Below are 22,620 nucleotides of genomic sequence, written 5' to 3'. Positions count from 1 at the left end.
GATTTTTGGTTAACTGATTGTTGCAAACTTGTTGATTCAAGCGCGCCGACAACACCAATGGAGCAACTCGGAGAGAACCGGTGAAAACAACAAATAAACAGAATAAGTTTACGCTTAGTAAGTTAGCACAACTTGTTGCCGTGAGTGGCCTGGCACTCACTATAACAGGTTGTGGTTTAGATGAAGCCAGTGATGCAGATAAGCACAATGGCGAAACCGTTTATGATTTTGCCCCACCGACACCCAAAGCCGGTGAGGAACAATACAGCATGCTCAAACAAGATCGCGAGCGCTGGATGAACGAGCAAGGCGAGATCGTATCATTACGCGGCGTCAACCTCGGTAACTGGTTGATGATGGAAATGTGGATGCTCGACAGTGGAGACAACCCTGTCGGTGAAGGTATCGAAGACCAATGTACCTTTGAAGCCACATTAGAGAGCCGCTTTGGCGCTGAAGAAAAAGCGCGCTTGATAGACGTTTACCGCGATAACTTCGTCACCGAAAGAGACTGGGATATCCTGCAAGATGCCGGATTCAATCTTATCCGCCTGCCTTTCCCTTACCAGTTAATCGAAGACGACGCCAACCCTATGACCTTGCGCGATGACGCATGGCAATACCTCGATTATGCCATTGCTGAAGCCAAAGCTCGCAATATGTGGGTGGTACTCGACTTACACGGCGCAGCGGGCGCACAAGGTTGGGAACACCACAGTGGCTGTGCTGGTAAAAACGAATATTGGGAAGGCGACAACGTAGCTGAGAATCAAGCGCGCACAGCCTGGTTATGGCAACAGATCGCAACGCGCTACAAAGATGAACCCGCTGTTGCTGGTTATGGCGTACTCAACGAACCTTGGGGAACCGATGCCGAAACCTTGGCAGCAAATGTGACAGAGCTATATCACGCTATTCGTGAAGTAGACCAAGATCACATTGTTATTTTACCCGGCCACAACAGCGGTGGCATAGATGCTTACGGCGATCCAGAAGATGCCGGCATGACCAACGTAGCATTCGAAATGCACTTCTACCCCGGTATTTTTGGTTGGGGTGAGATTGGCTATGATGTTCATCGTGACTGGCTGACTTGCGGGCAAAATGGCACCACAGGCGTGTGTGAGTGGGACGAAAAAATCCGTGAACTCGATACGCCGTTCCTCATTGGTGAGATGCAACCGTGGACTGGTTTGGGTGATCAAGGTGGCCTGATTACTCGTGCCACTTTCGACCGCTACAACGAACTGAGTTGGGCCGGTACTGCTTGGTCGTACAAGGTGTTAACTACCAATGGTGGTCAAGGCAATGGCACATGGGGTTACGTAACCAATAAAGGTGAGCGCTTACTAGCTAAAGCAACCACGTGGAGTTGCGACGGCTGGGATGATGATTTATCTGAGGCCTGTGAAACTCCTGCAAAAATTGTCACGCCCACAGACACCGACCAAACCTTCTATCTGATCATTAAATCAGGCGCATTAGGTGGGCAGCACGATGTATCCTTTGACAACCTAACACTCACAGCCCAGTCCACCGGCGAAGATATTCTCACCAATGGCGCATTCGACATTGACTCAGGATGGATCGAGTGGAGTGGGACTAATGCCACCCCAGAAGACGACAACCTAACTGCAGAAGTGGGGGCAACACTCGGCGAAGACAAAGTACTTCATATTACTGCCTCAGACGGCTTCTCAAACGGTGGTGTATACCAAGCCGTAGAATTGAAAGGCGGTGAGTCGTATTTGCTCGGCGGACACTTTACCGATGTGAACTCTTCCGATATGTGGGCTGAAATCTACCTCTTGCCTGCGCCACCAACAAACGGTCAAGACGTTAGCGCCGCGGCCATGGCGAAGATTGATTTAAATAGTTCATCTAAAGAAGAAATCGAAGCCTATTTTGCCGGTATGTCGACTGTTGAATACGAAGTAAATCAAGTTGTTTATGACGCATTGACCGCCAGTGAACCAGCGGACATTTTTAACTTTCCCAACGCACCGCAGGAGCTCACGTTAGAGAAGACAACGGAAGGCATGAGCCTAGTGTGGATGGGCGTATCTGACGCCACTTACAACGTGTATCGCACCACGTCTTCTGGCAGTAACTATCAATTGGTTGCCGAAGGTGTAGAAACAGAAATGTATCTGGATACCACCACCACAGAAGGCGTGACTTATTACTACATTGTTACGGCTGATAACGGTGAAGAAAGCTATGCGTCTAACGAAGTGGCGACAGAAATATTCTACGCCACCATACCCGGACGTATCGAAGCTGAGCACTTTAGCGGCCAATCAGGGTTCCAAGTTGAAGATACCCAAGATGTCGATGGCGAGCAAAACCTCGGTTATACCGATGCAGGTGACACGCTGACATACAATGTAGAAGTAACAGAAGCTGGCGAGTACACACTTACTTTGCGAATAGCTAGCTCAGGTGGCTCCGAAGGTATTGCCTTTACCATGGACGGAAACAGCATTGGTTCAACAACCGTGCCTGATACGGGTGATTGGCAAAACTGGCAATCAATTAGTACCACAGTGACACTAGAAGCCGGCGAACAAGAGCTTCAGCTAACCGCTCTCGGTGGTGCATGGAACCTGAACTGGATGGAATTTACTAAAAACTAATCCAACAGGTTTGTCCCAACCTTTGCCAGCAAGCGCATCATATGCCTTGCTGGCTTTTTCTGCTTTTACAACCCGACACATGAGTACAAACACTCAAGAGATCTCGTTTTCATGACATTACGCCATCTATTAATTTTCGGTTGCGCCTTATTTGCAACTCACCTTCATGCGACTTCACAGCCACAAGCCTGGGCTTCCAGTGAACTTCACTCAAATGACAAAGCTTGGTACACCACGCCGTGGCCTGAAAGTGATATCGCCTATCGACTCACACCAATTACGGTAAAGCAAGTCGATACCATGGACAGTTCAGGCATTCACATTGACCCGACTCATTCTTATCAACGCATACTGGGCCTTGGCGCTTCATTTGAACATTCCACCGTATACGCCCTGCGCAAAAACAAAAACGCAGCACAGCAAGAAGCAGTATTACGTGCGTTAATCGACCCCAAAGCCGGTATTGGTATGAATTTGTTTCGCATCAGTATTGGCACTTCTGATTTTTCAGATGGCACCTACGCCGACACCCCAACAGACAACGCCAAAGGCTGGTATAGCTTTCAAGATACGCCAACTAGCCCCTTTAGCATTCAGCGCAACATTGAACTGGGTATTATTGATACATTACAGATGGCGATAAAAGTCGGCCACGATACACATAACCCCATTAAGTTTGTTGCCAGCCCTTGGAGCCCGCCGGGTTGGATGCGAGAACACAACAACATGGTGCAAGGGGGCACGCTAAAACGCGAATATTACGCCGACTACGCACAGTATTTGCGCCAGTTTATTGAAGCGTATGATGCTCAGGGCATTCCCATTCACGCGATAACGTTACAAAACGAGCGCCAATTTGAGCCACCCGCTTATCCCGGCATGGTGTTAAGCTGGCAGCAGGAACGCGACTTACTCATTGAAATTTATGAAAATTTCCACAACATCAATGGCGAGCACGGCAAACCATTAGCAGTAAAGCTATGGACGTTGGATCACAACTTCAACTATTGGCAACAAGCAGTAGACCAACTTGACTCCTTTAAGTCATTAGGAAAAAGCAATTACATAGATGGCACCGCTTTTCACCATTATGCTGGCGATTCATCGGCCATGGCTAAAGTGCATCAAGCCCACCCTGACAAAGACGTGATTTTCACTGAAGGCAGTGTTTGGGGCGTGGGAAATGACAATCCTAATCGCGGCTTTCAATCAGTCATTCGTCATCTAAGACACTGGTCTACCGCTTACATCTCATGGGTCACCATGCTGCCCCAACAGGTTGATGAAGCAAACCAAGGCCCTTACAACAAGTTAGGCGTGGTTGGCCCTACTATGCTGATCCAAGAAAAAGGCGCTAGCCCGAACTGGTACAAAACACCAGAGTACTGGCTTATGGGGCAGTTCTCCCGCTTTATTCAGCGTGATGCACTACGCATTGAAAGCAACGACATCAGTGACAAGGGCATTGAAAATGTCGCGTTAAAAAACCCTGACGGCAGTATTGTGAGCATATTGACCAATCCGCACGACAAAGCCGTTGAGATCACGCTTACGCTTAAGGACAAAGCTTGGCTAGTCACCTTGCCACAGCACGCCGTGACGACGGTTGTATGGCCTCATTAATTTGAGGCTTTCTCCTCAAGGCTTAAGTCGAGGCTAAGTCGCTAATAAGTCACGAGAAACATTGGTCATGTGTCGTAAGGAGTTTACATGTATTCACCCGCGCTAGCGCTCAACCCAGATGCCCGTTGGCACTTATTAAAAATAGGCCGAGAGCAAACCCGTGTATTGCTGATCGATAAAGTATTTACCGACCTTGGCGCGGTTCAAGAATTAGCCAAAGCCCAACCCTTTGAAGCAGAAAATGCCACATACTACCCCGGCGTGCGAGCACCATGCCCCGATGTATTGCGCAATGCGTTGTTGGGTATGAGTGCTGGTGTGATTCACCAAGCCTATGGTATTGCTCCCCAACGAAAAATGACCGATCAAGGCTCTTGGCTCAGTTTAGCGTCAACCCCAGAGAAAGAACTCCATCCGCTACAATGCATGCCTCATTTTGACTCTCAGCATTCCACCGACTTTGCGATTATGCTGTACGCTAGCGACCGTATTTTTCAGGGTACGGGGTTTTATCGCCACAAGCCCACTGGTTTTGAAAACATTACCCCTGAACGCTGGCCGACCTTCGAGCAAAGTCGCAAAGCCTTTGCGCAAGCACAAGGTACGGTTAATCAGGGATATTTTGGCCAGAGTAATGCCGAATATGAACTGATGGGCAAAATTGATTATCGCCCCAATCGGATGTTGGTTTATCCAGGTACCTTGCTGCATTCTGGTTTAATCGACGCCGACACTGATTTATCCACTCAGCCACAGACTGGGCGGCTAACGGTGAATGTGTTTGCAGGATTTGATAACTAGCTAAGAGGGTAGACCAATCGGACTACCCTCTTAGCTGTTGATAAACACAGACTATTGAACAGGTGAGAACCACCAAGCTTGGGAGTCAGCACCATTCGCACTCGCGGTACGTACGTTAGTACCGTTGGCGGTGGCACCGTATTGAGCTTCCATCAGCTCTTGCGAGCCTTGTGAACGAATGCGATACGCCCCATTGGCTAACCCTTCGATGATCCAGCGCTGGTTACTGCTACCAAAACACGTCCATTGATGCACATTGTCTGAGCCATTGTCCGCATCTAAACAGCTGCCACTGTGTTGACTGACCAACTCAAATACATCAGCGCCTACAGACACGGCTTGCCAGCGTTGGTTGGCGGCATCGAAGTTGTCCCATAGCTGAATATTCGCTCCATCATTCGATGACACACCAGCCACATCGATCACGCGCCCACTCGCCACATTACTGATAATGTAAGTTCCAGCCTGCAAGCTAGCAGGTGCACTGCTGGAAAACGCCACCCAATTCACATTAAAACCTCCACTAGGATAAGCAAGGCGCAAATGGTGGTCCCCCGCATTCAGATAAAGTGTGGTTGAAATGGTTGTGAATGATTGCCAACCGCCGGTTACCGGCGTGGTTAACGCACCTATCGAACTGCCATCAACCTGCACATCGATTTGACCGGAGGTATCTTGTGAGGCCACGCGTGCTTCGAAGGTATATTGACCACTAGAAGGCACATAAATGTTGTAATCCGTGTAGTCACCGCCGTCTAAATAACCGATGTTTTGGCCGCCACCACTGTCAGAAGTGGTTTCTACTTGTACGCCTTGTTGCGCACAAAATTGCTCAGCTTCTATTTGCCTCGGCAAAGTAAAACGCCCCGCTGAGCTACAATTGGCTTGCTGAGGGTCGGGCTTTACTCCATCATAAAACCCTTGATGCCACACATGGCTGCTGTGTCCGTTGCGTATATTGTTTTGCGCAAAACTGATCATGGCATCGTATAAATGGGTCGGTGGCGTTCCGCCATTATTGATATAGGCTTTTACCTGTTCGTAATCATTGTTAGTGGGTATCGTCCACAAAGTACGGTCGTGAGACATCTTTTTAAATGACCACGGGAAGTAGCCCGCTAGATTTTGCTTGGCCCAATTGGTAATGGCCAAGAGATTGGCTTCATCGGTTTCACCATATTCACCGATAATCAGTGGGATATTCAGATTATTAGTGATGTTTTCGCGCCCCATGGTGTCAGCTACAGGGCCGTAATGATGAATTTGATAAACGAGTTTGTTATCCCATTGGTAATTCACGCCCGTGCGATTTTGCGTTTCAGTATTACTCCAATCAATCTTGGATAAATCAGAGCCCCACCAGCTTCCTTCCGCCACGATAATATGATTGTTGTCCACCTCTCGAATCGCATTGCGCATAGTAATCAATGAGGGCAAGAGTTCGTATTCACGACCATCCTGAGTCACTGGCTCGTTAATAAGGTCGTACCCCCACACTACGGGTTCGTCTTTGTATCGGTTAGCAATATGACGCCAAATGGTAGCCGCAATTTGCACATTGTTACCGTCCCAGAAAGTCACACTATCTCGGGGCTGACTGGCATTTGAATTTACGTTATCTGCGTGATCGCCGGGGTTTTGGTAACCCGGTGCACCATGCATATCAAGTAACACATACATATCGTATTTGCGGCACCATTCAATTACGCGATCAAAGTATTCAAACCCATTGTCACGGAGTTGGTTGTCCCACCAAAACAGGTTGTAATTAAAGGGCACACGTACTGAGTTAAAACCCAGCCCCTTTAGATCAGCAATCGCTTGTTCATCGACATAATTGAGCCGCCATTGGTATTCAAATTCAGCAGCGCGGTCTGAACTGCCCAAGGCACCTGACAGTTCGTTGAAGAATTGGGTGTGAGTGCGATAGTTAAAATCGCCCATCATCAGGTATCCTTCCCACACTAACCAATTGCCAAGGTTAATACCGCTGAGAAAGAGTTCGTTGCCCTGCTCATCGACGATTTTTGTACCATTGGTACTCACGAAATTTGCATAGGCGGATTGCGCGCCAGACAACGCTAACATGGCGGTGCAGGCAACAACTTGAGAGAATTTGGCCAACTTGCGCTGACCGAGTAACTTGGGTGTTGTTAATTTCATAGGTAAGCCCTATCAGTCATTTTTATTTGGGATTTACCTGTCACTCCTCAAACAACAAAGCAGTGACTCAGGCCCTAAAAAATTAACAAACTCATTACATTTTAGCGTTCGTGTATCGGTGATATCCGCTAACTAGAACGTTCTAATTAGGCGTGGCGCTAAGCCAAACCTAATCATTCAATACGGGCTTAACCCTTTGTAAATATGCTTTTTTCAATGGAGCTAGCTTATTTTCCCGAACTTTCGCCACTTGGTGAACCGACTTGTCTATCACCAACCAGTTTTCATCGTTTTCGGTTACCGCTTGCCACATAGGCAACCCTTCTCCATTTGGATTTCCCGTTTCGATAAAGTTACGCCAATAGCGCTGCATCATTTGCGCGGCTTCAGAAGATTGTGGATGGAAGATACTGCCCACTTCACTGCCATGGGGCGCACCGGGTTGGCCGTTTTGCGATAACGCATAAAAATAGCGGTATCCTGGTGCAGGTGAATGTTGCATTGCCGCTGTTGTAACCTGGCCTGCCAACACGTAGCGCATGTCGCCAAATAGGTGTTGATAAGACAAGGATTGAAACCCAGGGTTGGCTAATTGATAGGCCGCTTGCACCTGACTTCGCTGCGCTCCAGTTAACCAAACCAAGCGTTCAGGCTTTACCCCCGAATAGGGATAAACACTGCCGTCGTAACTATTCCCACCACTGATATAAGGCACAGCATGCTGCTTACCTTGCATAAACAATACACCCGGCTCTTCAGGCAAAGTCTTACCGTCGATAATAGGTAAGTGGAATCCAGAAACCGCCTCCACCAATGCCTGAGGAGAAAGCTGCATAATTTCAGCTCGGGTCAATGCTTTCTGTGACCGGCTTCCCGCAGCTCTATTCACAAGTTGCTCGGCTAAGTCATGGGCATTGGCACTGCCTTTGAGCGGCTTAACACCATTAACGCGCGGGAATGGCCAAGTACCATAGCCACTTTGGGCAATCGCGCGATGAAATAACCCCTCACTTTGCGGCGTTACCATCAACATTTGAATAGCCATACCACCGGCAGAACCACCCGCGATAGTGACACGATCAGGGTCTCCCCCAAACTGATGAATATTGGCGTTAATCCAATTTAGCGCCGCTACCATATCCATTACACTGAAATTTGCGCCCTCTGGTGTGGGGATGTTCGGGTGAGATAAAATCCCCAAAGCTCCCAATCGGTAGTTGAATGACACAAACACCACACCTTGGTTGACCCAGTGCGCGATAGTGTCGTCACTCATATTGCCAGAGCCTCCTACATAACCACCGCCGTGGATCCACACAAACACCGGTTTCTTGGCTTTTTTATCAAGGGATGCATTGGCAAACACATTGATAAACAAACAATCTTCGCTGGTTACAGCTTGAGTGCGCTGAGGACAATGGGCACCAAAGTGCGACGCATCAATATTGCGCTTTGATTCGGTCAAACCACGAGGGGGTTGCCAACGCCGCTCGTCTACGGGCGCCAATGCGTACGGCACGCCTTTGAACATGGCTATCTCGCCCTGCTGCTCACCAATCAATTTACCCTGCGGCAAGGTCACCATGACAGGCTTAGCGTGAACTTGAAAAATCAATACGCTTAGCAGGGTCGCCAGTACTGGTATTAATCGCATATCCATTGTCCTTTTTCGTTTTTATGTATAACGAGTCTCGTCGTTTATTCCACTATCCCCAGAGGACTAAACGTAAGATAAAGTAGCGCAGTTAACAAGATACAAACAAGACCAGCTATTCTTGCACCCGCAGAACGGGTTAACACCACGCTGGTATTGGCCTCTAGTTTAAAGGGTTCAGCTAGCGGCTTAATCAGTGTCATTGCAATCATAATAGCCAAGCACAAGCCAAAACAAATGGCCATTCGGTTAAGGAAGTTAATATCTGGGCAAAGTACTTTGAGTAACGGATAAGCAATAATATTCGTTACCAGACCGACAATCCCTGCTGCTCTCGGGCAACGCTTAACCCCCAACCCCATAATAAATACCGCTAACACGCCAGGTGAAAGTAAACCCTGGCCTTCTTGGATAATGGTAAAAATGGAGTTTGATAGATTGGGGTTCCCCAACATAGGGGCTAATACCGCCGCGATAAGCGCAAACACGACTACACCTCTGCGGCCCACTTTCACAAGCGTTTGTGAGCTGGCATCACGGCGAATGTGTTTGTTGAAAATATCCATGGTAAAAATAGAACTTGCGGCGTTGAGCATAGCCGCCAAAGAACTAATTACCGCGCCCAATAACGCAGCCAATACAAAGCCCACTAAACCACTGTTGTTGGGCAAGGTTTGCGCCAACAGCTGGGCCAATGCGGTATCGTATTTGTAGCCAATCAAGGCTTGGGTACTCAGTTGACCCTGGTTTTGCTCAGCGGCCTTTTCTACACGCGTGTTGTAACCTTGAATTTCTTTGGCCAATTCAAGATTGAGGTGCTGCCACGCACGATCAGCATTTAGGTCGAAACGCTGATAAACCGCTAAGTTTTCGTGGAACTGTTGCAATTGTTGTGCGGTCAATGGCAAAACAAAGGGGTTTCTTATTAATAATGCTTGTTGTGTGGCCTGTGCTGTTGGATAGGTGGCAATGAGATATCGCGGCCCTTGCCACTGCTTCACGGCGTCTAGAGAAGGCGCTTGTTGAGCAACCACAAACTGTGAATCTGGATTGGCGGCTTGGTACATCACCATGGCTTTGGTTTGGTCTTGCCTAGCTTCCAATCGCATGTCATCGCTGTATAGGTTAAAAGCAATCATACCGGGGATAACAACCACAAAGGGGATCACCAATTTAAGATATGCTGCGAATACAATGCCTTTTTGCCCGTCGGCAAGTGAATTAGCGCCCAAGGTGCGCTGAGTGATGTACTGATTCAACCCCCAGTAATAGAAGTTGGGTATCCACAGGCCCAACAGTAACGCCGTCCAAGGCAGTACGCTGTCGTCTGCAGGCAAAAACATGTTTAGACGGTTGCTGTTCAGTTCCGTAAATCTCGCCAACGCGCCAGCGTCAGGCTGCAAAGGAACTTGGGCAATTTCACCCGTAGCAATATTTGTCACCGTCGTGGCTGTGTCGGCTGCGGCCAGCATATCAAAGGCAAAATACAGCAAAATTGCGCCACCAATAATCAATGCAGAGCCTTGAATAAGGTCGGCCCATACCGCTGCTTTAAGGCCACCAGACACCACATAAGCCATAGCGATAACGGCAATCACCACTGACGGCATCCACAAGTCGATAACAATACCGGCATTAGCGAGCAAGGTTTTCATGGTAATAGCGCCGGAATATGTCACCGCACCGAGTAGCAACATATAAATCAGCACCGTAAAACCGGCCATTACACTGCGGGCAGCAGCACTAAAACGTCGCTCTAGAAACTCAGGCATGGTGTAAATGCCCGCACGTAAAAATGTGGGCAAAAAGGCGAATGCCACCACAATCAGGGTAATCGCTGCCATCCACTCATAACTGGCGATTGCCAAACCAATATGACTAGCCGCCGAGCCACTCATACCGACAAACTGCTCGGTAGAAATATTTGCAGCGATAAGTGAAAACCCAATCAGCCACCACGACAATCCGCGGCCTGCGAGGAAAAACGACGATGCTTCTTTATTGCCACCACGGCTATGACGAAAGGCAATAAAAACGACACCGATGAGAAAAATGGTGAATACCAAAATATCCACCGCGCCCAAATACTCCATGAAAGGCTCCGAACCTGAATGTGTTAAGTTGCGCGGTATGTTAATGGCTTGTGTGCCATTGTCGTTTTAGCGCACGGAGAGTGAGTAATTAGAACGTTCGGGTAAGCATTAGAACGCCGTAAGACCGACGATTCGATGTTGCTTACCCATGATTGTTGACCCGCAAATAGCCGCTAAGGGCGGGCCATAAAAAAGCGGTTATCAGCAGAAATCGTGTAATAGTCTCCCGGACCACCAGCGCGCAATAAAGGCATGGCTAGATCGGTTTGAAATACACCGTCTTTTAGCAAAGATTGGTCAATGTGAACGCCGACCACTTCCCCCAGCACCATCCACGATTCAACCTTGTCTTGCTGGGCATTTTGCAATTGGATGATTTGGGTCTTTTTACACTCCATCACCACGGGACTCGCCGCCACATGAGGTACCGCAACTTGGTGAGACAAACGTTTTTCCAGCCCAGCAAGTTCAAACTCATCCACGTCAGGCGCAACGGCTTGGCAGCTTTGATTCATCGCATCGGCAAGAGGCGCATTCACAAAGTTCCAGCAAAACTCCCCGGTTTCTTCGATGTTTCGCACCGTATCCTTATACCCAATACTCGAAAAGCCAATAATGGGCGGGGTGTAATTAAAAGCATTAAAAAAGCTATAGGGCGCTAAGTTTACTTCTCCTTTTCCATTCATGCTGGAAATCCAACCGATGGGGCGAGGAGCAATAATGGCGTTAAAGGGATCGTGTGCAAGATTGTGACCGTCTGCGGGCCGATAAAAATGCCGAGAGTCAGTGTTTGAATGAAGCATGAAACCCTTCCTGTTATCGTTAAGAACGCGTTTTATACTAACGAGTTACCATTACAATGACGAGGGAAGGCGCGAGGAGTCGCTATAAATATCCGATAATTAGGGCGCTAAGCTCAGCGCCCTATACAAAATTACTTGGCGAGTTCGTCTAATACAGAGAACAACACATTCGCGCCTACACGAGACACTTCTTTGTCGTAAATATGCTCAACGTTAACGCCTTCTTGGCCGCCCGCTAAGTCACTGATCGCACGAATAATTACCCAATCCATGTCGTTAATGGTACACACCTGACCTACCGCCGCTGATTCCATTTCTGTAACTTCAGCAGTAAAGACTTCGCGCATCCATTTGCGGTACTCGCGGTTATCCATAAATACCGAGCCGGTTACACCGTTGCCGCCCACTGTGAGTTTAGCCGGGCGTTCACCAAGAATAAGTTGCTCCGGCATAGCTGCCATGGCTTTCTCAGCCGCCTTTAGCAAACGTGGAGTAGCAGAGAAATACGGTGTGTCTTGGGGTTTGTCCATACCGTCTTTGATAATCAATACTTCATCTGGGTGCACAAAACGAAAAGCTTTGTACTTTGGACGATGAGGGTCTTGCGCTAAACGAGCTGGCTGTTCAGCCATAAACTTGGCGTAGTACTCTGGCAAAATATACTCACCTGGATTCTCAGGGTCGGGGTTCGCATATACGCTTTCATCATGGTAATACCAACGCTCTGGCACAATCACGTCACCCGGTTGCCATTCTGGGTTTACCGCACCGGCAATACCCATGTACACCACTTGCTTAATGGGGAAATAATCGAATGCCATTTGCATGCTCATAGCAGCGTTGGCAATACTCATACCTGTAGCAAAAATCACAATTGGCTCGTCGTGATAATGACCTAAACGGTAGGTAATGCCTTTGTAGGTAACGGTTTTTTCAATTGTTGCGTCTGGATCTGCATCAATACGGCCGAGAATACCCTGCATTTCTGGGCCATAAGCCACAACAATTGCGGTGAGTTTTTCAACGTCATCGGAATAACGAGTTGGGCCAAAATGAGTTTGCGAAGTGGTTGCACAAGCACTCACTACACAAACTACAATAAACATAGAGAGTGTACGAAAAACGGTTCTTGTTGTGTGGTTCATGAGTTCGCCATGGTTGAATAATTAGTATTGTCAGAACAATCAACCAGAAGGCTGATTGGGCTCCGCTATCACGACGAGTTAAGCGGCTCGTCAATGGCTCCTGCTGTGGTTACAACACAAAAACAGGCAGAATGATAAGCGGGGTTGGTCGTAAACAGTACCAGCTTTCTCTGGGGTTTACTGCTGTATTTGTGTAAAAAATCTAGCCATTTACTGTTAAACAGGCAAAAAAAAGCAGGCCGGGCGGCCTGCATGGGTCCTATTAGAGGAAGACACATATAAAGAACTCGAGAAACATACTACCCCCTCAAACAAGCGAATGCAAATGATATTCATTCTTATTTGATAAAAAATATTGATTGTCATCATTGATGCAGTTGATTAGTGCCACATGTACGATAAAAGACCAATCTAAGCGGTCAGGTTCAGACAAGGAATATTTGGTTACATATTCAGAACCTGTCGATTTTTAAAAGCTGTTATATTACGTCGGTTAAACCCGATAAAAATCCTAACGACATCAACACCAAAGAGAGTGACACTATGAAGAAGTTCCTTGGATGGGTTGTGGGCATGATGCTTTGTGTAAGTACACAAGCATTTGCAGACGTTGACTACCGTTTGCCTTCCACTATTCAACCTAGTTTTCAGCAAATTCATTTAAATATCGACCCTGACAATCCTGACTACTCAGGTTCAACGGTGATTGATATTGACGTTTTAGAAGCAACCGACAAAGTAGGCTTTTATCAACTCGACATCGACGTAACCAAAGCTGAGTTACGTCAAGGCGATAAGGTTATCCCACTGACTGTGACCATTGGTGATTACGACATCAACTGGGGTACAGCTGCATCGACCATCGCTGCGGGGAAATACCAACTCGCGATCACCTTTGAAGGTAAAGTAAACACCTCTTCTGACGGTATGTATTTAAGTGCCTTTGAGGGTAACAACTACATTTTCACCCAGTTTGAAGACATGCACGCCCGCCGCGCATTCCCGAGCTTCGATGAGCCAAGCTTTAAAATTCCTTATCAAATGACGATTACGTCACCTGAAAAGCAAACGGTTGTGTCTAACACCCCAGTAGAAACACGTACTGTTGAAAACGGCATGCAAACGGTTAAGTTCATGAAAACCAAAAAGATGCCGACTTACCTGATTGCTTACACGGTTGGCCCATTTGACAGTGCAGAACTCACTGGCTTGTCGGTACCGGGTAAAATCTACGTGCCAAAAGGCTATGCTGATAAAACCAAATTTATCGTTAAGCACACACCCGAAATTCTTCAGTCGTTAGAAAACTTCTTCGGTATTGATTATCCCTATCGCAAACTCGATTTTGTCGCTGTGCCTAACTTTACTCACGGCGCAATGGAAAACGCGGGTCTGATCACCTATCGCGACAGCCTATTGTTGCTAGAAGACAACCCTGGCCTGTCTGAGCGTGCGTCACCATTGAACGTTGTGGCCCACGAACTGGCTCACCAATGGTACGGCAACCTTGTCACAATGGCTTGGTGGGACGACCTGTGGTTAAACGAAGCCTTTGCCTCGTGGATGGCAAGCTACGTGATGATGGAGCTGTATCCTGAACTGAACTTCAAAGATCGCATTATTCAAGAAGGCGCATTCAGTGCAGATGCTAGCCCAACCACCAAGCCTGTTAAGAAGATTGTGCGTTCTCAACCTGATGTGATGGACGGTTTGGGTCTAAACTACTCAAAAGGTGAATCAATTCTACAAATGATTGAGTCACTCATTGGCACTGACAACTTCCGTACTGGTATTCGTGCTTACATGAAAAAGCATGCGTGGGGTAACACAGAAGCCAATGATCTGTGGGCTGCACTCGACAGCGTGTCTGACTTCAACCTTAGCGTGATGATGAAGGCGTATTTGGAACAGCCGGGTTATCCACTGCTTAAAATTGAAACAGACGGCACTATTACCCAGCAACGTTATCACTTCGCTGGTGCAGAAGTTAAAGCGCAAAGATGGGCTGTACCTTTAAATATCAGCTACAAGAAAAACGGTAAAATTCACCGAAAAGTAATTTTTGTAGATGATAAAACCACTAAAGTGGCTGAACTGGCCGAAGCCGATTGGGTATTCCCGAACGACAACGCGACAGGTTACTTCCGCTGGGAAATTCCTCAAGCGCAAATGAGCAGTTTACTGAGCGACCTCAGCACCTTAAACAACCGTGAAAAGAAAAACGTGTTGTACAACATGCAAGCCCTGTTAACCGCTGGCGAAGCAGGTATTGACGATGTCATGCAGGTACTGAATGCCATGGCGGCAGACGAAGACACTGTGGTTATCCGTTCTGCCGTTTCTATTATTGGTGACTTCTTGTACCTAGTAAACGACGACAATGAAGCGGCCTTCGCCAAATTGCTCACTGAAAACTTTTTGCCACTACTTGATAAACTCACGCTAACACAAGGCGAAGACGACGACACAAGCACTATTCAACTTCGCAATAGCTTGTACTCTTTGCTTGGCTCACATGCCGACAGTGACAGTTTAAAAGCTAAGAGCGAAAAAATTGCCAAGCAGTTTATTGCCGATACATCTAGCATACCAACAGGTATTGCAGGTACAGCCATCCGCGTTGCTACCAAAGACGCAGGGGCAGACATGTACAATGCCTTGCTTACAGCATTCCGTGCCAACGATCTGCCGAATATCAAACGTACCTTGTTGTTCTCGATGCGTTTTGAAGATCCTGCCTTGGTAGAAAAAATGCTCGACCTTGCATTAAGTGATGACATTACTCCAGCTAACGCAATTTATATGGTTGGCATTGCTGGTAGCATTCTGGATGACAAAACCTTGTTCTACACTTGGTTGAACAAAAACTTGGACGGTCTGGTAGCGAAGATTCCTGCGTACCACTTGGCTCGTATGCCTGAGTTTGTATCAAGTGCGTGTGATGAAGATTCACTAGCAAAAGCGATTACTTTCTACGGCCCAATTAAAGAAAAGTACGAAGGTATGTCACGTAGCTACGAGAAGATGATGGACGGCGTAAACCAATGCTTGCGCTTGAAAAATACTTACCAAGCCAAGTTTGATGCTTACCTAGCGAGCGCGACTAACTAAACGCGACACTAGGATGTAAAAATAGCAAAAGCCGAAGTGATAATAATCTCTTCGGCTTTTTTATTCCTGCTCATCATTAAAACTGCGCCGCCGTCAGCGACACTTTTTCTGCACTGGTGCGTCGTACTAACAAAGCTTCAATGTGGGTGGCTTTCGACATCGCAGCAAATGTCATGACATCCTGCCCATTGCAAACCAACTTATCAGTAACAACTTGATAGCTCACCCTCGCATTTTTCATGGCTTTACGCAGTGCGGCGCGATCGTCAGCTTGTACCGCTTCACATATACCCACTAATTTATCTTCAAATTGAGAGGGCAACTTAGCCGCCGAAACGGGGGCTGTTGCAACGAAACAAAGCGCTAAGCTAGCACCAATGATGGCGCGAGAAGTGAGAGATACGGTTTTCATACGTGTTCCTTTTTGGGTTTATTGAAAAGACACACATACTTTAGAAAAGCCCTACCAGCCCCGCTACTGTACCGATTACTAGAAAAAGGGCAGGTATGAACCGCTTTCCCAAGGGCCAAGAAAGCGGCGATACCGGTTAGAAAGCGTAATTCACAAACACCCGGGTATACATAAGATCCGCATCTTCATAAACCGCATCGTTATAACCCGCATTAGCGACATTTAAACGCATAGACAGCCCTTCGACACTCTGCACTTTGTATTTAATATCTGCGCTAATTTCATATGAATCGTCGAAGTTAAAACCGCCATTTTCGATCCCCGCAGCACTTTGCGACAACTGAGTATAATTCAGGTTTGCGGCTAAGCCTTTTACCCCAAAATCATAACCTAAGTTCAAAGACACACTGTCTACGCCAGCGTAAAACTCTGTGTCTGTGATCGTGTTGGTATACGCTCTAAATAGCGGAACATGGCCCAGTGTTCCGGGCAAGTTTGCATCGTCATCAACCGTGGTATAAGACAAAGTCACGCGCACTGGCCCAAGGTTGGTCGCCGCTTTAACACCCCACAATGAAGTATCGGCAGAGTTGTCAAACGCCGCGCCCATATACTTAGCACCAAGGGCAACATCGGTACCGGGAATGGCATAATCTGCTGCAAAAAAAGTGGTTGAATAAGGGCCGGACGCAGGCACGGCTGTTGGCGGATCACCCACAGGCCCCGTATTGTCATTCGATAACCACTGGGCTTCGATATTCAGCCCCTCAATAGCTTTAGAATTGACATACAAGGACACCAAAGGGTGTTCATAGTTAATGTCATTTTGCGTCACTGAGTCGCTGGCATCATCCCCATAACGCATCAGCCATTTGTTGATATACATGACTTTCAGCACCGTTTTATCGATGTCTGAATTGCTGATCACCACGCCTTCAAATGCGTCTTTTACCGGCTGCAAGCCACTGCGCATAAGCAAGGGGCTAATAATATCCTGCCGGCCAACACGCACATTGGTTTTAGACCCCTGCGCAGCAAAGGAATAATCTACATAGGCGTTCTGCAGGTTAACCGTTGATACGGTTAATCGATGGTCATCTTCTCCCCCCGCGATAGTCAAACCGGTACTTTCGTCTTGAATCCCCCAGTCCCAGCCTGCTTGAAAAACGGTACCAAACGTAAACCCTCGGTAAGAATCAGTTTGATACTTCAACTCTAATACCGATACGCCCGACTTTGAATTATTAAAAGGGCCTGCTTCTTTGATAGCATCGGTGTAAGAAGCAAACGCAGCCGCGTTGCGGATTTCACCAGAAACCTTGCCATTTTCAATGGCGTCTCTAAAGCTTGAGGTTTCAGCGAAGGCGTGGGTCGATAACAAACCCAGCGCCAAAAGTGGGGTAATTGTTCTTTTCATAGTTACTCCTCCTCGGCAAACATTACGTTGATACTTGCTCGAATATTTATTTTTAGGTACGCCCCAACGTCACTATCCACCGAGGATAACCAGAGCCTACCGCTCGCTTTGTCGCTATGAAAAAGCGATGTATACAATATTTTTAAAAATTGTTAACGGGTAATTACTTTTTAGGTGATCGCTATTCGATTTTTAAAATAAGGCGAGTATTACGGAAGAGAAAAACCACATCGTCTCAATGTTAACCAAGCTTTAGAGAAAGTGATAAAAAGAGTCGAAACAACAAAAATAAAAGTCTATTTTTGAAATAACAAATATAGATAAGTATATGTTTATATTTAATTTAACAACAAATATCGAATAGAAAAAACAACCAGCTATATCAAAAACAAATAGCTCAATTAATTAACGAATTATTAACTTGGAGTGGTTAATGCTAGGTTTGTCTTCGAAAAATCGCCCCAAAGAAAATGGGATAAGGGATAAATGCTGATTACTCGGGGAACATTGTCAGCTAAATCCAGAATTAAAGCTTGGAGTCTATGACTATGAAAAACATACTAAAACACGTTACCTCTTTAGCGTTATCCACCGCCATTCTGGCCAGCATTCCAGCGCATGCAGCCGACTATACCTTGCGCTTTGCGCATCACTTTCCAGCCGTTTCTGCTCCCCACAAAGAAATATTTCAAAAATGGGCAGACAAAGTAGAGAAAGAATCCGGCGGACGCATTGAAGTTGAGATTTACCCGGCTTCTACGCTGGCGAAGCCACCCGCTCAATATGACGCGGTGAGTCGTGGAATTGCCGATATTACCGCCACCATTCAGGGTTACACCGCTAATCGCTTTCCGTTAACACAAATTGTTGAATTACCTGGGTTGGCACAGAATGCGGCTCAAGGCAGTTGTATCATTCAAGGCCTCTACGACGAAGGCCTCATCGACCAAGAATACAAAAAAACTCACCCACTCTTTTTGTTCACTCATGGTGCTGGGCACATTCACACCACGAATAAGCCGATTCAGGTTCCTAGCGATTTAGAAGGTTTGCGAATTCGCCGTCCATCGGCGGTCGTAGCGTCAATGTTGGAAGGGCTAGGGGCACAACCTGTTGGCATGCCTGCACCTGAAGCATATCAAGCAACACAACGCGGCGTTATTGATGGCGTGAGCCTGCCTTGGGAAGGTCAATTAGTGTTTCGTTTAAATGAATTAACACCGTATCACACGGAAGTGGGCGGGCTATACGCCTTGTCTTTCGTCGTTACAATGAACAAAGCAACCTACATGCGTATGCCTAAAGATCTACAAGCGGTATTGGATAACAACTCGGGCAAAGTGTGGTCTGACATTGCAGCGTCTGTGTTCGATAAACTGGATGCCAAAGGTCGACAACAAGCCGTTGACAACGGTGACCAAATTATCGTGATCGACGGTGGAGTAGAAAACCCAGACTGGAAACCTGTGCTCGATAAAGCCACTGAAGCATACTTGGCTTCGCTAGAGAAAAAAGACCTGCCCGCACGAGAAGTCTATGCTCGAGCAAAATCGTTAGCGAGTACGTGTCAGTAACTTATTACCCTCACCGCCCTTCAAGATGGAAGGGCCTTTGCGGAGTTTGCAATGAAAACTGTTAGCCTTATTCTGGAAAAGCTAACCGCTGTAATGAATTTGCTGAGCGGTGTAATGCTTTTAGTCATGATGTTCTCTACCTTAGCCGATGTGGTTAGTCGGGCGGTATTTGAGCTAACAGCGGGCGATATCGATTTTACATTTATTGGGGGCGTTGAAATCACGCGGTATAGCTTGCTAATCGCTGTTTTTTTCTCGCTTCCCTACGCAGTTGGGCGCGGTCAGGTGATTGTCGACCTTTTCTCAGGAAGTTGGTCACCGCGACGAAAAGCCCTTGTAGATGCACTGTTTATGTTCTGCTTTGTGCTGTTTGGTATGGCAATGTGCCAACAGTTTTTCCTGATGATCGAAGAGTCAACATGGACTGAAGAGACCACACAAGACCTCCTCATTCCACTCACTTATTTTTACTACCTAACTACGTTTGCCAGTGGCGTATTGGCGTTATCCGCCTTCAATGAAACCTGCAAACTCGTGAATACGGCTATTAGAGGAGTACAGCAATGAGCCCCAATATGATCGGTTTAACCTGTATTCTTGTGATGCTAGCGCTAATCGCATTTCGGATGCCCATTGCATTGGCAATGGCTGCGGCGGGCTTTATTGGCTTTGTCAGTATTGTTGCCTTTGAACCGGGTTTAAACATTCTAAGTTCTGGGCCTTTCGAGGTCATGTCGAGCTATGGTTTTTCTCCCATTCCGATGTTTATTCTGATGGGGGTGTTTGCGTCAAAAGCAAAAATGTCGCAAGAGCTCTTTGACGGTGCTCGCACGTTATTTGGTAGTTGGCGCGGTGGTATGGCGCTCGCGGGTGTCACCTCGTGCGGAATCTTTTCTGCTATTTCTGGGTCTTCTCTTGCGACTGCGGCCAGTATGTCTCGGGTAGCATTACCTGAAATGAAGAAGAATGGTTATTCTAGTTTGCTTGCCACAGGTACACTCGCTGCTGGAGGCACATTGGGTATTATGATCCCGCCGTCTATTGCCTTATTGCTCTATGCCTTGATTACCGAACAGTCGGTTGGCGATATGTTCATCGCAGGGATCGTACCAGGGCTGCTGGGTTTGGGTCTGTATTTTGTCACTATCGCGATTGTGGTTTCACTGTATCCCCATCTCGCCACGCCCGGTGAGAAAACCACGTTCAAGCAAAAGCTGGTAGGCTTGAAAGGCTTAATTCCTTTTACTGGTGTCTTTGCGCTCATTATTGGCGGTATTTACGCTGGCTTTTTCACCCCCACAGAAGCCGCCTCGATTGGCGCTTTTGGCACCTTTTTAATCGCCTTAATTCGAGGCATGCGTTGGGAAGGGTTAAAGTCTGCAATCCAGGAAAGTTTAGTCATGTCATCAATGCTGTTTTTTATGATTATTGGCGCTGAGATATTTGGCTACTTCCTGTCGGTATCACGCATTTCATATTCGCTAGTCGACTACGTTGACAGCTTACAGCTCACGCCTTATATGGTGCTTTTTTGTGTACTTTTGCTTTTTGTTTTACTCGGCTGCGTAATGGACAGTTTAGCTATGCTACTGCTCACGGTACCCGTGGTATACCCCTTAATTGAAGCCGCCGGCTTTGATCCGATTTGGTTTGGTATTGTGGCTGTGATTACCGTTGAACTCGGTCTCATCACACCTCCGGTTGGCATGAATGTTTTTGTTATCAAGTCAGTTGCGCCAGACGTGCCGATTAAAGACATTTTCAAAGGCGTTTTACCTTTTGTGCTATCCGACATTGTGCGTCTTTTATTAATTATCAGCTTCCCTGTTTTAGCGGTAGGCTTAATTTAACTTCTCAGCGAGCAATCCGCTCGCTGCGGTCCCATTTGGAGAATAAACATGGCAAAGATCGTTGGCGGCATTGGGGCGTCTCACTCGCCTACCATCGCATTTGCGAAAGATACCAATAAGGCATCTGATCCTGCGTGGTCACCTATTTTCGATGGCTTTAACGAAATACAAAAATGGGTCTATGAAAAGCAAGTAGATGTGATGTTTGTTATTTTCAATGACCACATTACGTCATTTTTCTTCGACCATTACTCTGCTTTCACTTTAGGCGTTGATGATCACTATGAAACCGCAGATGAGGGGGGCGGCCCGCGCTTGTATCCTGCTGCGAAAGGCCATGCAGAACTCTCTCGACACATTGCCAATGCGCTGGTTGCCGACGAATTTGACATGTCTTTGTTCCAAAAACGCCCCCTCGATCACGGCTTCTTTTCGCCGCTGTCGATGATAGCGAAAGACCACACGGTTGGCTGGGAAGGCACAGTAGTGCCTCTGCAAGTGGGCGTACTTCAACTCCCCATTCCTTCAGCAAAGCGCTGTTTTAAATTGGGTAAATCTTTGCGTAAAGCCATTCATTCATTTGATGAAGATCTCAATGTCGCGATTGTGGCAACTGGCGGGCTGTCGCATCAAGTGCACGGTGAGCGCTGTGGGTTTACCAATGAAGCCTGGGATGAAGAGTTTTTAGATTTGCTTGAAAAGTCTCCTGAAAAACTCACCGAAATGACCTTGGCTGAATATGCCGAAAAAGGTGGTTTTGAAGGTGCCGAAGTGATCATGTGGTTAATTATGCGCGGCGCGTTGTCAGACAATATCAGTTGTAAACACCGCAGTACGTATTGCCCGTCGATGACCAATATTGCCACTGTGATATACGAAGAAAACGAACAGCAAGCGAGCGACGAAAGCAACGCCGTATATCGCTCTCATATTAATCATCAATTGGCTGGTGCTGAGAAACTTGAAGGTTCGCACCCATTCGATCTTGAGAAGAGTCACAAGGCATACCGCCTCAATCACTTTTTACACAAACTCACTCAGCCTGAGCATCGCGCGCGTTTTGCCTCTGACTTAGAAGCGCTAATGTCAGAATATCAACTCACTGATGTTGAAAAAGACCTTGTTCGCAATCACAAATGGATTGAAATGATCCATTATGGCGTTATCTTCTTTGTATTAGAAAAAATGGCACCCGTTGTCGGCGTCACAAACCCAGAAGTGTATGCGAGCTTTAAAGGCATGACATTAGAAGCATTTCAGCAAACACGTAAAGTGGCGATTAAATATTCTGTGGCTGGCGGCGATAAAGCCAGTAGTCTCGACGACTAAGTCTTGTAC

The 22,620-nt window shown here is 47.1% G+C and carries 15 protein-coding genes; 8 read left to right on the top strand and 7 right to left on the bottom strand.

Features of this window, described 5'->3' with window-relative positions; all coding sequences use genetic code 11:
• The first annotated feature begins 80 nt into the window (after positions 1-80).
• The 3 genes from ACXAH6_RS04955 to ACXAH6_RS04945 all read left to right on the top strand — a co-directional run bounded on the left by ACXAH6_RS04955 (position 81) and on the right by ACXAH6_RS04945 (position 5,060).
• The gene (locus ACXAH6_RS04955; RefSeq protein WP_474875530.1) at positions 81-2,636 is read left to right on the top strand and encodes a carbohydrate-binding protein; all 2,556 of its coding nucleotides are present in this window, start codon (positions 81-83) and stop codon (positions 2,634-2,636) included.
• Between the two features lie 111 nt (positions 2,637-2,747).
• Entirely contained in the window at positions 2,748-4,259 is a 1,512-nt protein-coding gene (locus tag ACXAH6_RS04950) for a glycoside hydrolase family 30 protein (protein WP_474875529.1), read from the top strand.
• Between the two features lie 87 nt (positions 4,260-4,346).
• Complete coding sequence (locus tag ACXAH6_RS04945; RefSeq protein ID WP_474875528.1) at positions 4,347-5,060, top strand: DUF6445 family protein; 714 nt, start codon at positions 4,347-4,349, stop codon at positions 5,058-5,060.
• Positions 5,061-5,111: 51 nt separating this feature from the next.
• Here ACXAH6_RS04945 and ACXAH6_RS04940 read toward each other — a convergent pair whose 3' ends face one another.
• From ACXAH6_RS04940 to ACXAH6_RS04920, 5 genes are all read right to left on the bottom strand, one after another.
• Positions 5,112-7,223 (bottom strand): RICIN domain-containing protein, encoded by a 2,112-nt coding sequence (locus ACXAH6_RS04940; RefSeq protein ID WP_474875527.1) that lies wholly within the window; start codon positions 7,221-7,223, stop codon positions 5,112-5,114.
• A gap of 169 nt (positions 7,224-7,392) precedes the next feature.
• A complete protein-coding gene (locus ACXAH6_RS04935) occupies positions 7,393-8,877 on the bottom strand; it encodes a carboxylesterase family protein (protein ID WP_474875526.1) in 1,485 nt (494 codons plus the stop codon).
• 44 nt (positions 8,878-8,921) lie between these two features.
• Complete coding sequence (locus ACXAH6_RS04930) at positions 8,922-10,970, bottom strand: sodium:solute symporter family transporter (RefSeq protein WP_474875525.1); 2,049 nt, start codon at positions 10,968-10,970, stop codon at positions 8,922-8,924.
• A gap of 173 nt (positions 10,971-11,143) precedes the next feature.
• Positions 11,144-11,773, bottom strand: coding sequence for a flavin reductase family protein (locus ACXAH6_RS04925; protein ID WP_474875524.1), 630 nt, complete (start codon positions 11,771-11,773; stop codon positions 11,144-11,146).
• 131 nt (positions 11,774-11,904) lie between these two features.
• Positions 11,905-12,918, bottom strand: a complete 1,014-nt coding sequence (locus tag ACXAH6_RS04920) for a 5'-methylthioadenosine/S-adenosylhomocysteine nucleosidase family protein (RefSeq protein WP_474875523.1) — start codon at positions 12,916-12,918, stop codon at positions 11,905-11,907.
• 543 nt (positions 12,919-13,461) lie between these two features.
• Between ACXAH6_RS04920 and ACXAH6_RS04915 the strand changes: the two genes are divergently transcribed.
• Entirely contained in the window at positions 13,462-16,029 is a 2,568-nt protein-coding gene (locus ACXAH6_RS04915; protein ID WP_474875522.1) for a M1 family metallopeptidase, read from the top strand.
• Between the two features lie 76 nt (positions 16,030-16,105).
• Here ACXAH6_RS04915 and ACXAH6_RS04910 read toward each other — a convergent pair whose 3' ends face one another.
• Entirely contained in the window at positions 16,106-16,441 is a 336-nt protein-coding gene (locus tag ACXAH6_RS04910) for a DUF3718 domain-containing protein (protein WP_474875521.1), read from the bottom strand.
• A 136-nt stretch (positions 16,442-16,577) separates the two neighbouring features.
• On the bottom strand, positions 16,578-17,858 hold the full coding sequence (locus ACXAH6_RS04905; RefSeq protein ID WP_474875520.1) for a hypothetical protein: 1,281 nt from the start codon (positions 17,856-17,858) through the stop codon (positions 16,578-16,580).
• A gap of 548 nt (positions 17,859-18,406) precedes the next feature.
• Between ACXAH6_RS04905 and ACXAH6_RS04900 the strand changes: the two genes are divergently transcribed.
• From ACXAH6_RS04900 to ACXAH6_RS04885, 4 genes are read left to right on the top strand one after another with little or no spacing between them, the layout of a single operon-like run.
• On the top strand, positions 18,407-19,432 hold the full coding sequence (locus ACXAH6_RS04900; protein ID WP_474875519.1) for a TRAP transporter substrate-binding protein: 1,026 nt from the start codon (positions 18,407-18,409) through the stop codon (positions 19,430-19,432).
• Positions 19,433-19,483: 51 nt separating this feature from the next.
• The gene (locus tag ACXAH6_RS04895) at positions 19,484-19,999 is read left to right on the top strand and encodes a TRAP transporter small permease (protein WP_474875518.1); all 516 of its coding nucleotides are present in this window, start codon (positions 19,484-19,486) and stop codon (positions 19,997-19,999) included.
• Complete coding sequence (locus tag ACXAH6_RS04890) at positions 19,996-21,282, top strand: TRAP transporter large permease (RefSeq protein WP_474875517.1); 1,287 nt, start codon at positions 19,996-19,998, stop codon at positions 21,280-21,282. Before ACXAH6_RS04895 ends, ACXAH6_RS04890 begins: the two co-directional genes overlap by 4 nt.
• Positions 21,283-21,330: 48 nt before the next feature.
• Positions 21,331-22,611: a gallate dioxygenase gene (locus ACXAH6_RS04885; RefSeq protein ID WP_474875516.1), complete on the top strand. Its 1,281-nt coding sequence runs from the start codon at positions 21,331-21,333 to the stop codon at positions 22,609-22,611.
• Positions 22,612-22,620: the final 9 nt, after the last annotated feature.

This window comes from Alteromonas sp. ABE4_545, from assembly GCF_056161325.1.
The sequence above is the reverse complement of the archived record's forward strand: the minus strand, read 5'-3'. Positions and strand labels throughout refer to the sequence as shown.

Coding starts and splice junctions, on each gene's coding strand:
- ACXAH6_RS04950 (WP_474875529.1), top strand. CDS start 2,748: ATGACATTACGCCATCTATTAATTTTCGGTTGCGCCTTATTTGCAACT.
- ACXAH6_RS04945 (WP_474875528.1), top strand. CDS start 4,347: ATGTATTCACCCGCGCTAGCGCTCAACCCAGATGCCCGTTGGCACTTA.
- ACXAH6_RS04940 (WP_474875527.1), bottom strand. CDS start 7,223: ATGAAATTAACAACACCCAAGTTACTCGGTCAGCGCAAGTTGGCCAAA.
- ACXAH6_RS04935 (WP_474875526.1), bottom strand. CDS start 8,877: ATGCGATTAATACCAGTACTGGCGACCCTGCTAAGCGTATTGATTTTT.
- ACXAH6_RS04930 (WP_474875525.1), bottom strand. CDS start 10,970: ATGGAGTATTTGGGCGCGGTGGATATTTTGGTATTCACCATTTTTCTC.
- ACXAH6_RS04925 (WP_474875524.1), bottom strand. CDS start 11,773: ATGCTTCATTCAAACACTGACTCTCGGCATTTTTATCGGCCCGCAGAC.
- ACXAH6_RS04920 (WP_474875523.1), bottom strand. CDS start 12,918: ATGAACCACACAACAAGAACCGTTTTTCGTACACTCTCTATGTTTATT.
- ACXAH6_RS04915 (WP_474875522.1), top strand. CDS start 13,462: ATGAAGAAGTTCCTTGGATGGGTTGTGGGCATGATGCTTTGTGTAAGT.
- ACXAH6_RS04910 (WP_474875521.1), bottom strand. CDS start 16,441: ATGAAAACCGTATCTCTCACTTCTCGCGCCATCATTGGTGCTAGCTTA.
- ACXAH6_RS04905 (WP_474875520.1), bottom strand. CDS start 17,858: ATGAAAAGAACAATTACCCCACTTTTGGCGCTGGGTTTGTTATCGACC.
- ACXAH6_RS04900 (WP_474875519.1), top strand. CDS start 18,407: ATGAAAAACATACTAAAACACGTTACCTCTTTAGCGTTATCCACCGCC.
- ACXAH6_RS04895 (WP_474875518.1), top strand. CDS start 19,484: ATGAAAACTGTTAGCCTTATTCTGGAAAAGCTAACCGCTGTAATGAAT.
- ACXAH6_RS04890 (WP_474875517.1), top strand. CDS start 19,996: ATGAGCCCCAATATGATCGGTTTAACCTGTATTCTTGTGATGCTAGCG.
- ACXAH6_RS04885 (WP_474875516.1), top strand. CDS start 21,331: ATGGCAAAGATCGTTGGCGGCATTGGGGCGTCTCACTCGCCTACCATC.